Annotated in this window: 12 protein-coding genes; 4 read left to right on the forward strand and 8 right to left on the reverse strand. The window is 70.5% G+C overall.

The window, feature by feature from the left end; genetic code table 11:
- Nucleotides 1-301: 301 nt before the first annotated feature.
- Nucleotides 302-1036, reverse strand: coding sequence for a hypothetical protein (locus R9X44_RS27935; RefSeq protein WP_319817289.1), 735 nt, complete (start codon nt 1034-1036; stop codon nt 302-304).
- A 111-nt stretch (nt 1037-1147) separates the two neighbouring features.
- Between R9X44_RS27935 and R9X44_RS27940 the strand changes: the two genes are divergently transcribed.
- Nucleotides 1148-2686 carry an ATP-dependent DNA ligase gene (locus tag R9X44_RS27940; RefSeq protein ID WP_319817290.1) on the forward strand — a complete coding sequence of 513 codons (1539 nt, stop codon included), beginning with the start codon at nt 1148-1150 and terminating at the stop codon, nt 2684-2686.
- Here R9X44_RS27940 and R9X44_RS27945 read toward each other — a convergent pair.
- From R9X44_RS27945 to R9X44_RS27975, 7 genes are all read right to left on the reverse strand, one after another.
- Nucleotides 2683-3972 (reverse strand): site-2 protease family protein, encoded by a 1290-nt coding sequence (locus tag R9X44_RS27945; protein WP_319817467.1) that lies wholly within the window; start codon nt 3970-3972, stop codon nt 2683-2685. The genes R9X44_RS27940 and R9X44_RS27945 overlap by 4 nt on opposite strands.
- Before the next feature lie 117 nt (nt 3973-4089).
- Nucleotides 4090-5241 carry a protein-L-isoaspartate(D-aspartate) O-methyltransferase gene (locus R9X44_RS27950; RefSeq protein WP_319817291.1) on the reverse strand — a complete coding sequence of 384 codons (1152 nt, stop codon included), beginning with the start codon at nt 5239-5241 and terminating at the stop codon, nt 4090-4092.
- On the reverse strand, nt 5228-6214 hold the full coding sequence (locus tag R9X44_RS27955) for an MvdC/MvdD family ATP grasp protein (RefSeq protein WP_319817292.1): 987 nt from the start codon (nt 6212-6214) through the stop codon (nt 5228-5230). The genes R9X44_RS27950 and R9X44_RS27955 overlap by 14 nt, the downstream gene beginning before the upstream one ends.
- A 14-nt stretch (nt 6215-6228) precedes the next feature.
- Nucleotides 6229-6432 (reverse strand): hypothetical protein, encoded by a 204-nt coding sequence (locus R9X44_RS27960; protein ID WP_319817293.1) that lies wholly within the window; start codon nt 6430-6432, stop codon nt 6229-6231.
- A gap of 166 nt (nt 6433-6598) precedes the next feature.
- Nucleotides 6599-7369, reverse strand: coding sequence for a DUF6879 family protein (locus tag R9X44_RS27965; RefSeq protein WP_319817294.1), 771 nt, complete (start codon nt 7367-7369; stop codon nt 6599-6601).
- 44 nt (nt 7370-7413) lie between these two features.
- Nucleotides 7414-8292 carry a DUF5753 domain-containing protein gene (locus R9X44_RS27970; protein WP_319817295.1) on the reverse strand — a complete coding sequence of 293 codons (879 nt, stop codon included), beginning with the start codon at nt 8290-8292 and terminating at the stop codon, nt 7414-7416.
- 76 nt (nt 8293-8368) lie between these two features.
- Complete coding sequence (locus tag R9X44_RS27975) at nt 8369-9472, reverse strand: PLP-dependent cysteine synthase family protein (RefSeq protein WP_319817296.1); 1104 nt, start codon at nt 9470-9472, stop codon at nt 8369-8371.
- 144 nt (nt 9473-9616) lie between these two features.
- Between R9X44_RS27975 and R9X44_RS27980 the strand changes: the two genes are divergently transcribed.
- From R9X44_RS27980 to R9X44_RS27990, 3 genes are all read left to right on the forward strand, one after another.
- The gene (locus R9X44_RS27980; RefSeq protein ID WP_319817297.1) at nt 9617-10396 is read left to right on the forward strand and encodes a hypothetical protein; all 780 of its coding nucleotides are present in this window, start codon (nt 9617-9619) and stop codon (nt 10394-10396) included.
- Nucleotides 10384-10908, forward strand: a complete 525-nt coding sequence (locus R9X44_RS27985; RefSeq protein WP_319817298.1) for a hypothetical protein — start codon at nt 10384-10386, stop codon at nt 10906-10908. Before R9X44_RS27980 ends, R9X44_RS27985 begins: the two co-directional genes overlap by 13 nt.
- Before the next feature lie 91 nt (nt 10909-10999).
- Nucleotides 11000-12322 carry a site-2 protease family protein gene (locus R9X44_RS27990; protein WP_319817299.1) on the forward strand — a complete coding sequence of 441 codons (1323 nt, stop codon included), beginning with the start codon at nt 11000-11002 and terminating at the stop codon, nt 12320-12322.
- The last annotated feature ends 59 nt before the right edge of the window (nt 12323-12381 follow it).

Here is a 12381-nt window from a genome sequence, read left to right on the forward strand (position 1 = left end):
ATGGACGGAGGCCGGCCCCCTTCAGGGGTGCCGGCCTTTTACTCTCGCGGTACCTGGCTTATGTCCAGGACACTCCGGCGCCATCGGCGGCCATGTCCTTCGCCTCCTCATACAGACTGGTCATGTCGTACTAACCAGCAACTTATGTAGCCAAACCACTGCATTACGTGGCCAAAGGCCCCCTGGCCCGTAATACCAGGCATAACAGTAGAAGCGACCAGTCGAGAAAGCGATCGGAATCCGACGGCTCGTCGAATAATCTTGTACCGGCCGGTAGACCGAATCGGCCTCTGTAAGCGGGTCACCCCGTGTACGTCCGCAGCGCCTCCCGAGCCACCGCCTCGGCCCCGTCGAGGCACTCGTCCCGCTCCTCCTCGGCCTTGCCGGAGAACGGCCGCGAGTAGGCGACGGTGATGATCACATTGCCCGACCTGAGCACGACCCTCGCCGTGGTGACCTTCTCGGTGCCCTGCTCGGCGAGGACCCTCCGGTAAGCCTCCTCGCCCAGGTTCGGCACCTTCTCCAGCAGGAGCGTCCGCGCCTCGTCGCCCTGGCTGTCGCGCTCGTACTCGCGGTCGAACGACCACTTGGTCGTGCCCACCGGGTCGGTGTCGTCGACGATCTCCCCGAGCCTGGTCTCCAGCCGCAGATAGGGCGCGCCGGCCGACCCGCCGTACCCGCAGGAGCCCGCGCGCGCGCCGCCGTGCGCCTCGGCCCTGCCGCCCGGCACGTACTTGAGGAACGTCTCCTTAGCGACGGTCTCGCAGATCTCCTTCGGCAGCGTCTGGAAGAACTCGGGGGCGGGCGGCGTCCCGGCGGGCGGCTGCTCCGAGGGCCTGTCCGACGACGACGCCGACGACGGCGTGACCCGCGACGGCGGCGCGTCGTCGTCAAGGACGAGCGGGGCCACGAGGAACACCGCCCCCGCGCCGATCAGCAGGAACACGACGGCGACCTGCCACCCGCTGGGACGCGGCATCCGCCGCGGTGAGGGAGGCTCCGGCGGAGAGTAGACCCTGTCGAAATCTGCGCGCACGCCCCCGAAACTACGGACCCGAGGGCCGTCTGTCAGTACCCGGTGGAGATATCACCACGTCCCTTCACGCCTTTCCGGATTGTCCAGCCTCCGCTGGGAAAGGAGGGAAGTGTGCTCCCCAGTGATGCGACCCTCACCCCGGCGGGCGGCGCGCCGATCACCGTCGCCGACCTCGCCGCGACCTGGCGCGCGGTCGCCGCGACGTCCGCGCGCGGGCAGAAGACCGCGCTGATCGCCGAGGCACTGCGCAAGGCGGGGCCGGGGTCCGCCTCGGTCGTCGTGCACTGGCTGGCCGGGGAGCTGCCGCAGCGGCAGATCGGCGTCGGGTACGCGGCGCTGCGCGCGGTCCCGCCGCCCGCCGCCGCGCCGAGCCTGACCGTCGCGGAGGTCGACGCCGCGTTCACCAGGATCAGGGACACCGCGGGCCCCGGCTCGGTCGCCGCGCGCAAGGACCTCCTGTACGGGATCTTCGGGCGGGCGACCGCCGAGGAACAGGGCTTCCTCGTCCACCTGCTCGCCGGAGAGCTGCGCCAGGGCGCGCTCGCGGGGGTGATGGCCGACGCGATCGCCAAGGCCGCCGACGCCCCGCTGGCGGCGGTGCGGCGCGCGGTCATGCTGCGCGGCGCGCTCGGACCCGTCGCCGAGGCGGCGCTCGCCGGGGGCGCGGCCGCGCTCGCCGGGTTCACGCTCGAGGTCGGCAGGCCGGTGCGGCCGATGCTCGCCTCCTCCGCGCCGGACATCGCCGAGGGGCTGGCCGGCGAGATGGGCGTCGAGTGGAAGATGGACGGAATCCGCGCGCAGGTCCACGTCGCGGGGGACGACGTGCGGGTGTTCACCAGGACCCTTGACGACATCACCGGGCGGGTTCCCGAGGTCGTCGAAGCGGCCCGGGGGCTCGGGCTCGGCGCGGCGGTCCTCGACGCCGAGGTGATCGCGTTGCGCGCCGACGGGTCGCCGGAGTCGTTCCAGGTGACCGCGTCCAACACCTCGCTGGGCGCGCTGCGGCCGTTCTTCTTCGACGTCCTGCACCTTGAGGGGTCCGACCTGCTTGACGAGCCCGCGTCCGTGCGGCATGACGCGCTCGCGGGGGCCGTCCCTGAGCCGTCGCGGATGCCGCGTTTGGTGACGGACTCGACCGACGAGGCGTCGGCGTTCTTCGCGGACGCGGTCGCGCGGGGGCACGAGGGCGTCGTCCTGAAGTCCCTGACCGCCCCCTACGCGGCCGGGCGGCGCGGCGCAGGGTGGATCAAGGTGAAGCCGAGGCACACGCTCGACCTCGTCGTCCTCGCCGTCGAGTGGGGGCACGGGCGGCGCACCGGGAAGCTGTCGAACCTGCACCTCGGCGCGCGGGACGCGGAGTCCGGCGAGTTCGTCATGCTCGGCAAGACCTTCAAGGGACTCACCGACGCGCTGCTCGACTGGCAGACCAAGCGGTTCCTCGACCTCAAGGTGTCAGACGACGGATATGTCGTGAAGGTCGAGCCCGTCCAGGTCGTGGAGGTGGCGTTCGACGGGCTCCAGCGCAGCACCCGGTACCCGGGCGGGCTCGCGCTGCGGTTCGCGCGGGTGCTGCGGTACCGGGCCGACAAGAGCGCCGCCGAGGCGGACACCTTCGAGACCGTGCGCGCGCTTGCGGGCGCAGTGGACTAGCCGCCGAGACGGATCGGGTTGACGAGGTCGGCGTACACGAGCAGGAGGCCCATGAAGAGGATGACCGCGCCTACCACGTAGGTGAGGGGGAGGGCCTTGGCGACGTCGACGGGGGCGGGCGCTGGGCGTCCGGTGAGCGCCGCGAAAGCCCGTTTCATCCCCTCCCAGAGGGCGCCCGCGATGTTGCCGCCGTCGAGCGGCAGCAGGGGGACCATGTTGAACGCGGCGATGCCGAAGTTCAGCGAGCCGAGGACCATCAGGAACAGGGCCGCCTTGCCCTTGGCCTCGTCGTGCGAGGCCAGGACCTCGCCGCCGATCCGGGACGCGCCGACGATCCCGACCGGGCCCTCGATATCGCGTTTCGCGTGATGGAACGAGGCGTTCCAGACGCCGACCATCTTCTCCGGCAGCCTGGCGAACGCCTGGAGCGTCACCGTGGTCATCCTGGCGAACTGGGCGAGCACGTCGCCGGGGCCCTGCCTGACGAACTCGCGCACCGGGGTGATCCCGATGAACCCCGCGGTGACGGTCTTCGTCGGGTCGGCCAGGTCGTTGACCTGGTTGGCTATCGGGGTCGTCGCGAGGTCGAGGGTTTGGCCGTCGCGTACTACGCGCAGGGTCACGGGGCGTCCTGCGGCCTCGCGGATGAGGCCCTGGAACTGCCGGTAGGTGGTGACCTGTGTGCCGTCGAAGGCAAGGACCTCGTCTCCGGGCCTGAGCCCTGCGGCGGCGGCCGGGGTGGGGGCGTCGGCGGGGGTGCAGCCGCGCCCGGTCTCGGTCGCCGGGACGACGCACGCCGCGACCGTCCCGATCGTCGTGGACGGCTCCCGCACGCCGATCCCCATCAGCGCCGCGCCGAGGAACACCAGGGCGAGGAGGAAGTTCATGAGCGGCCCGGCGAACGAGATCAACGCCTTCTGCCACCAGGGCTTGGCATAGAAGACCCGATCCCCATCTCCCGGGCCGACCTCCTCAAGCGCGCTGGCCCGCGCCGAGTCCACAAGCTGCGCAAACCTCCCCGTACTCGACTTCCGCAACGCCCCTTCGGGGTCCCCCGCCCTCGGCGGCAGCATCCCGATCATCCGCACATACCCGCCGAACGGAATCCACTTGATCCCGTACTCGGTCTCCCCCCGCCGCCACGACCTGACCGTCGGCCCGAACCCGACCATGTACTGCGGACACCGCACTCCGAACCACTTCGCGAAGATCAGATGCCCCAGCTCATGCAACGCGATCGACGCCATGAGCAGCCCGAAGAACACCACGATCCCCACCACGGTCATCACACCCGCGCCCTACCCCCACCCCCTCCCCCACCGAACCCCACCCCATCCGATCTTGACCCCCACCTGACCCCTCCCAACCCCACCCCCACCAGCCGCATACCGACCTGGCCGGCGTCACAACACGCGACCCGGATCATCGAGCCAGATCTTCTGGCCGGACCCGTCGAGGGTCAGTCCGAAGCGGCTCTGGTCCGGCCGTCCCCATGAGCACCAGCGGAGATAGGCGGCTTCAACCTCGTCCCAGAGCCGTCGTTCGCCGTACTGGGTGACGGGAAAGCGCGCCGCGCCGGGTTCCCGATCGCAGGCCGCCCACGAACCGGCCGAGCCGGCGCGGTCATGCAGGAGCAGGGAAACAGCCCCGGCACCGTCGGAGACCGCGTGCCAGGCCACCCCAGGGACCAGCGCGGCGACGGCGACGGCCGCACCAAGCCCGGCCTCAGCGACCTCCCCGGGGTCGAGCGCGGTCGTTGACGTCTCGGCCCGATCCGCGTGATGCGCCTCCCAACGCCGACCAACGCGCTGGGACCGCATGGGCATGTAGTTGGCTCGCCCGTGCAGGGTCCCGGTCGCCGTGCCGTCGCCGGTGACGGTCAGACGGAGCCGGTGCCCGTCGGGCCCTCCGGGCTGCCAGGGCGCGACGATCACGCCACCGGGCCGGGTCTGCCCGATCAGCGCCGCAGGAACGTCGGTGATCGCACAGGTAACGTGCACCCGATCGAAGGGCGCGGCCTCCGGCACGCCGAGCCCGCCGTCCCCGTGGAGCGCGGTGACCCCGCTCCCGAACGCGGCAAGGGCGTCCGCCGCCGCCACCGCGACGCCCTCGTCCACCTCAACCGAGCGCACCGCCCCAGACCCGCCCGCAAGGTGCTCCAAGAGCGCGGCCGTCCACCCAGAGGCGGTCCCGACCTCCAGAACCCGATGCCCCGGGCGAACATCGAGAAGCTGCAGGAACCCGGCGACGACACCGGGCGCGGAGATCGAGGACGTCGGAGAGCCGAGGCCGGTCGCCGGATCGGTCGCCCCATCGTCTGCCTGAATCCATATCGAGGCGTTCGAATAGGCGGCGGCGCACCACGCGTCCGGGTCGACACGCGCGTCGGCCACATACCCTGCCGCCCCCGTCCGGTCCGGCGACACCCATCCCCGACGCGGAACGAACAGATGCCGGGGCACAGCAAGAAACGCCGCACGAACCCGCCCATCCGTCAGCACACCCCAAGCCTCCAGATCCCGAACAAGAACCTCCGGCCCATCAACCAGCCTCACGCGGCCCCCTCGCCAGAACGGCGGCGACGGCCGAGGCGATCGGCAGCCCGGCCTCCTCGGAAATCCAGCCCCACTCCCCGTTCTGGTTCGTCTCCAGGAAGTACCAGCGGCCGTCACTCCGCCGGCACAGGTCGACTATGCCGACCGTGAGGCCGAGACGACGGTGCAGTTCGATCAGTCGCGTGTTCACGTCGTCGGGGAGGGCGAGGGGCTCGTACTCCAGCGCGTCATAGTCCGAACGCCAGTCGACCCCGGCCTTGTCACTGTGCGCGGTGATGCGGACCGCGAACACGGTCCCGGGCTCGCCCGGCGGCGCGATGACGACGGCGCGTGCCTCGTCGGCCTTATCGATGAATTCCTGGAGGAGCTGCGCGGTGCGCCCGAATCCTGGATCAAGAAGCTCGGCGACCTCGACGGGCGTCGTGTAGATGATGCCGAGCGTCCCCTGATCGGCATGCCAGACCCCCGACAGGGGCTTGAACGCCACCGGCTTGCCCAGTTCCTTCGCCCAGGCGTGCGCGGCGACGGGATCATTGCCGACGAGCGTCTCCGGGACGTCCAGGCCGACCGCGTTCGCGGTGGCGAGCTGGAGGGGCTTGTACTCGGCCGCCGCTGCCGCCGCTGGATCGTTCACCCACCGGCAGCCGCTGACGGCCAGCGCGTTCAGCACACCGCCCAGGCCCCGGCGCGCCTCGCCATAGGCGAACGCCCTCTCCGGCGCGGACATCCGCGCGTCCATCCGGAACTGGGTCGGCCGCCGCCGATAGACGGCCCCGATCTCGGCAATCGGCAAGGTGTCGCCCGTCGGCAGGGTGAGCGCGCCCGTCCAGCCCGCCGGACCGAGCGTCGCCGTCATGCCAAGGCTCTGCGGGAACGCGCTCGTCGCCATACGCACGACGGGAACGCCCCGCACCGCAAGCTCGGCCGCGACGCGATCCGCGGTCCGGTCGCGATCCTCAGTGAGAATGACCACGGTGTTCGCGCCCATCAGTCGCTCTGCACTTCCTCGGCCGAGTTGCCGTCGTTGTTCGTGGAGACCTCGGACGTGGCCCCTTCGTGTTTCCCAGCGCGCGGCTGCGGCACGACCCGGAACCGCAACCCCCAGGGCCGCGCGGCGCTGCCGGGCGTGCCCGGCGCCATGAGGATGTGCCCGCCCGGGTCCATCGGGAACAGGTCCCCGACACGGAACAACTCCCCGCGCGACTCACCATCCGGCGAGCAAACGATCAGATCAGGTCCGCCATCACAAGCGACAGTCTTCAAGGCCGCCCCTCCTCAAGTTCCGTGACAGCCCGACACTGCCCCATCACAGCCACAGGCGACCAGAAAATTGGTAAGGATTGGTAACGGCACCCAGTCAGCCGTCTATGTTGAACTTCCCGTGCGGCGTGGCCCGGTCCCAGGCCATCTCCACGGCAGCGACGACGGGCGGGATCTCCCGGGGATCGGTCACATACGTGTAGCCCGGCACATGATCGCCCTCGCCGTCGTTGTGGTTGAACGCCACAAGGCTGTGGTCGAACATCCAAAGATCGGTGTGCGGCAGGAACAGCCCGAGCGCGTCGGGCCGCCAGAGCCACCGAACTTCTTCCCCAGCGCTGACGTTCTCTTCAGTCGTCGCGTGGAGCCAGCGCGAGTACCGAGAGGCGGGACGCGAGATCACGCGCACCCGCCGGACGGTCACGCCGCGACCAGTCGCCTCCCCGATCAGACGGTCCCACCGGCCACCGTCGTCCGGGAGTCGGGCCGGGCCGCCGTCTACCCATGCCTGGAAGCCTTCGTCCGGACCGTAGAAGTCCCGCATCTCCAGATGAATCGCCGACCGGCGGGCGGCCTTCAGCATCTGCTCGAACGAAGGGGCTCCGTGGCCCTGCCTGTCCTCCTCGTAGCCCATGAGCGCATCGAGGACGACCTGACGCATCCGCGCCGGAATCCACACGACCGCCTCGTCGGAGGCGAGCACGGCGTGCTCTCCGAGCATCGCCAGCACGGCCGGTTCGGTGACGACGCGTCCCTGGAAGAGGAAGTCACCGGTCAGGGGATCTACGAACACGGCCGGGCAGTGTTCGCGGGCGGAGTCGGGGTCGCCGCCGACGAAGTGAACGCGGACGAAGCGGGGATCGGGCACAGGCACTCCCTTGCATGGGCGCGTTGAACCGTCTCCGACGACCTTCACTCTTCGGGCTTGGTGGCGTCAAGGGAATCGGCGGCGCGGTGGATGAGGGCTCGGGCCTGGGGGCCGGAGACGGCGATGGACTGTAGGCGGGTCCACATTTCTTGGTAGAGGCGGGTTTCTCCGGGGGACGTGATGTTCACTTCGCCTGAGGTCAGTTCGACGGCTACGAGGCTTTCGTCGTCCATGGTGAAGGATTCGGCTGTGATGACGCCGCGGCGGTCGATGTCGCGGGGGATGATGCCGAGGAAGACCGATGGGCGGCGCATCACCTCGAGGAGGTGGGTGAGTTGGTGGCGGTGGACGTCGGGCGGGGCCGGGCGGTACCAGAGGACATCTTCCTCAAGGAGGAACAGCCAGCGGGCGTCCGGTCGCTTCAGGCACTCCTGGCGGGCGAGGCGGGCGGCGACCGCCTCGGCGACGTCGTCGATCTCTATGTGCTGGTCGATCCGCACCCGTTCCAGCAGGAACGCCATCATTTCCGGCGTTTGGAGCAGGCCGGGGATGACGCGGGTCTGGTAGACGCGCTGCACACGCACGCTCCAGTAGATGTCGCGTAGGCGTTCCTGGCGGGCTTTGAGGCCGCCGCGGTTCAGGTCCATGTGGGTCGCCCACGCGACTGCCGCGTTCGACTGTTCGGCGAGCAGCTCGGCGACGAGTTCCGCTGGAGCGCCGCAGAGGCGGCACCACAGGCGGACGGTGTCGGCGGTGATCGCGTATTGGCCTTTTTCGATCTTTGTGACGTTGGTGGCGGATCGCCATCCGGCGTGATCGGCGAAGGCGCGGCCGGTCAGTCCGGCGGCGAGGCGTAGCGCGCGCAGGCGGGCGCCGAGGCGTACGCGGGCCGCCTGCGCCGACGAGGACGGGGACGAGGGCATCGGGCAAATAATGCCCGTCCTGCCGGGTGGGCGGGGACTGGGCGGCAGTGACGCCCCGGGGCGGCTGGTCGGGGTGTTAGGTGGGGGGGAGGAGGGTGCGGAGGTCGTTGAGGTAGGGGGTTATGTTGATGTTTTGGGTGGTCAGCCAGGTGTCGGAGAGGTAGGTGTGGGTGTAGCGGGTGCCGGCGTCGCAGATGAGGGTGACGACGCTGCCGCGTTCGCCCCTGGAACGCATTTCGGCGATGATCTGGAGGGCGCCCCAGACGTTGGTGCCGGTGGAGGCGCCCACGCTGCGGCCGGTGATCTCGGTGGTCCAGCGCATGCAGGCGAGGGAGGCGGCGTCGGGGACGCGGTACATGCGGTCGATGACGGTGGGGAGGAAGGAGGGTTCCACGCGGGGGCGGCCTATGCCCTCGATGCGGGAGCCCTTGGCGGTGAGGGTGGGGTCGCCGGTCACCCAGGACTCGTAGAAGGCCGAGCCTTCGGGGTCGACCACGGCAAGGCGGGTCTGGTGTTGGCGGTAGCGGACGTAGCGGCCGATGGTGGCGGCGGTGCCGCCGGTGCCGGCGCTGACCACGATCCACGCGGGCTCGGGGTGCGGTTCGAGTGCGAGCTGTTCGAAGATCGACGCGGCGATGTTGTTGTTGGCGCGCCAGTCGGTGGCGCGTTCGGCGTAGGTGAACTGGTCCATGTAGTGGCCGCCGGTCTCCTCGGCGAGGCGCGCGGCCTCGGCGTAGATCATGGCGGGGTCGTCGACGAAGTGGCAGCGGCCGCCGTGGAACTCGATGAGGGCGCACTTCTCCGGGCTCGTCGTGCGCGGCATGACGGCGATGAACGGCAGCCCGAGCAGCCGCGCGAAGTAAGCCTCGCTGACGGCCGTCGAGCCGCTCGACGCCTCGATCACCGGCGTGCCCTCGCGAATCCAGCCGTTGGACAGCGCGTAAAGGAACAGCGAGCGGGCGAGGCGGTGCTTGAGCGAGCCCGTCGGGTGGACCGACTCGTCCTTCAGGTACAGCTGGACGCCCCACTCGGGCGGCAGGGGGAACACGTGGAGGTGGGTGTCGGCGCTGCGGTTGGCGTCGGCCTCGACCTTGCGGATCGCCTCGGCGATCCACGCGCGCCGCGCCGGCTCGCAGCGGTCCACCGCGTGCGCCGGACGCGCCTGCTCATGCGTTCCCATCAGGACATCTCCCCACTTCGTGACCCGGCCCAAGACTATGCGCGCGGCCCCGTCGCCCCCGCCGTGGGTCGCCGCGCGCAAAGACCGACGGTCACCGAGCGTGTCCGGACGGGCGCGCGCGGGTAGGCCCGCTTGGATGGGCGCATGGTTGTGCGCTCGATCCTCTGCGCCCTCGCGGCAGTCGTGCTCGTGCTCCTGCTCGCCCGCCTCACCCAGCGGCGCGACTCCTGGGACGGCGACGGCGACTCCGCCCCCGACGGCCCCACCGCCGGCCACGCGGGCGCGACGATGTCGGCGCTGTTCCTGCTGGTCTTCGCGATCGCCGTGATCGTCCCGTGGACCGCCGCCGACGCCGCCCGCCAGAACACGCACGCCGAGGCCCAGTCGCTCGTGGAGGCTTACTGGACGGCCGGGGCCCTCCCCCCGCAGGGCCGCGACGCCGTCCGCGACGGATTGCGCGCTTACACCGGCTTCGTGATCGAGGACGAGTGGCCCGTCATGCGCGAGGAGTCCAAGCTCACCGCCGAAGGCTGGCACCGCCTTGACGACTTCCGGGGCCGCCTCGCCTCCCTCACCTACACCAACGCCGACCACAAGGACGCCCTCGACGACATCCGCGACGAGGTGCGCGAGGTGTACGCCGCGCGCAGGCAACGCGCCTCTGACGCCGAGGCGACCCTCCCATCCGGGGTGCTGCTGTTCACCGTCGTCACCGGCCTCGCCATGATCGTGCTGCCGTTCCTGCTCGGGGCCCGTCCCCAGGGCCGCGCGCTGCTCCCGCTGGCGCTCATGGCCGCGATGCTCGGCGTGAGCGTCTACCTGGTCTTCGACATCGACCATGTCTTCGCCGGGTCGCTCGGCGTGCTGCCGACGGCGTTCGAGACCGCCGTCGCCGAGTTCGACAGGGTGCCGTGGGCGGGCTGAGCGCGGCGGGCCTGGCCCTGCTGGCGCTGACGACGGCGACGGGGTTCAGGCCGGACCCGCCGCCGGACCCGCCGCCGAGTTACTGGCTGCAGATCGACCTATTCCCCAACCGCGAGACGCCCGAGCCCGACGCCCCCACGCCGACCGTCACCCGTCCCGGGTACACGCCGCTTCCCGTGCCCGTTCCCCGGCCGGTCGCGCCGCCCGTCGCCGGACGGCCCGAGCCCCCGACGCCGCCGCCGAGCGCCCCACCACCGCCGCCCGTTCCACCAGATCCCCGACCCACCCCCATTTTCTCCACGACACCGATTTCTTCGCCCAGAGCGGACAACCCAGACGACGAGCCCACAGGCGAGGCCGCCGGGGACCGGCCGAGGGCCGAGAAGGCCGAGGTCTCGGGCTTCCAGCCGCTGCGGACCCGTCCCGAACCCCTGAAAGCCGTCCTCGTCGTGGTCGTCGTCGCGATCCTCATCACCGCCCTCACGGGCGCGGTGTTCTCCGCCGTCCGCTAGGAACCGTTCCCGGGGCCCGGTACGTTTGTCTGGGCAATCCTGGGGATCCGGCCGCCTTCGCGGCGTCCGGGGTGTGGAGTGGGGACGGGGCATGGAAACTCTGATCGTGCTGGGCGGCGCGCTGCTCTTCCTCGTCCTGCTCATGGCCTCGATCGCCTTCCACGAGCTCGGTCACCTGTCGTTCGCCAAGCTGTTCAAGGTCCGCACCCCGCAGTACATGGTCGGCTTCGGCCCGACGATCAAGTCGTGGCGGCGCGGCGAGACCGAGTACGGCCTCAAGTGGATCCCGCTCGGCGGATACATCCGGATGATCGGCATGCTGCCGCCCCGCAAGGACGACCCGGAAGGCATGCTGCGCAGCGCGTCGACCGGCAGGTTCCAGATGCTCATCGACTCCGCGCGCGAGGGCGCGTTGGAGGAGGTCGGGCCGGGTGACCACGACCGCGTCTTCTACTCCAAGAAGTGGTGGCAGAAGCTGCTGATCATGTTCGCGGGCCCCGCCGCGAACCTGCTGCTGGCGTTCGTCTTCTTCGCGGTGCTGATCATGGGCTTCGGCACCATGCAGGCCACCCCGACGATCTCGTCGGTCGCCAAGTGCACGATCCCCGCCGCCGAGGCGTACAACCCCGACGGCACCCCGCGCGAGTGCACCGCCGAGGAGACCGCGCGCTCCACCCCCGCCGCCAAGGCCGGCCTCAAGCCGGGCGACGTGTTCGTGACCTTCGCCGGACAGAAGATCGACGACTATCCCCAGCTGCAGGGCCTCATCCGCGAGTCAGCGAACAAGTCGGTCCCGGCCGTGGTGGAGCGGGACGGCAAGTCCATTCCGATCACCCTCGAGGTCACCCCCAACCAGCTGCCCGACCTGAAGAACCCCGACCGGACCGTCACCGTCGGGTTCGTCGGCATCACCCCGCTCACCGACCGGGTGCAGGGCGGGCCGTGGGACGTCGTCACCCAGATGGGCAACATGACAGTCCGCACGCTCGAGGCGTTCGCCAACCTTCCGGAGAAGATGGTCGGCGTCTGGCAGGCGGCCTTCAGCGGCGAGGAACGCGACCCCGAGGGGCCGATCGGCGTGGTCGGCGCGTCACGGCTCGGCGGCGAGATCCTCGCGTCGGAGAACCCCGGCATCGAGAAGATCACCTGGTTCATCGGGCTGCTCGCGTCGCTGAACTTCGCCGTCGGCATGTTCAACCTGATCCCGCTGCTGCCGCTGGACGGCGGCCACATCGCCGGGTCGCTGTGGGAGGGCGTCAAGCGCGGCGCGGCGCGGGTGCTGCGGCGTCCCGACCCCGGGTACGTCGACGTCGCCAAGCTGCTGCCGCTCACCTACGCGATGAGCCTCGTGCTGCTGGTGATGGGCGCGCTGCTGGTGTACGCGGACCTCATCAACCCCGTCCGGCTTACCTGATCTGCCCGGCGGGCCCGAACCGTCTCACCTGACCGGAACTGTTCGATCACTTTGCGTGT

It is taken from the genome of Actinocorallia sp. A-T 12471 (genome assembly GCF_033875155.1).
Taxonomy (GTDB): domain Bacteria; phylum Actinomycetota; class Actinomycetes; order Streptosporangiales; family Streptosporangiaceae; genus Actinocorallia.

Excerpts from the sequence above, each read along its gene's own strand:
- R9X44_RS27975 (WP_319817296.1), bottom strand. The coding sequence starts at position 9,472 with ATGGGAACGCATGAGCAGGCGCGTCCGGCGCACGCGGTGGACCGCTGC.
- R9X44_RS27990 (WP_319817299.1), top strand. The coding sequence starts at position 11,000 with ATGGAAACTCTGATCGTGCTGGGCGGCGCGCTGCTCTTCCTCGTCCTG.
- R9X44_RS27945 (WP_319817467.1), bottom strand. The coding sequence starts at position 3,972 with ATGACCGTGGTGGGGATCGTGGTGTTCTTCGGGCTGCTCATGGCGTCG.
- R9X44_RS27980 (WP_319817297.1), top strand. The coding sequence starts at position 9,617 with ATGGTTGTGCGCTCGATCCTCTGCGCCCTCGCGGCAGTCGTGCTCGTG.
- R9X44_RS27970 (WP_319817295.1), bottom strand. The coding sequence starts at position 8,292 with ATGCCCTCGTCCCCGTCCTCGTCGGCGCAGGCGGCCCGCGTACGCCTC.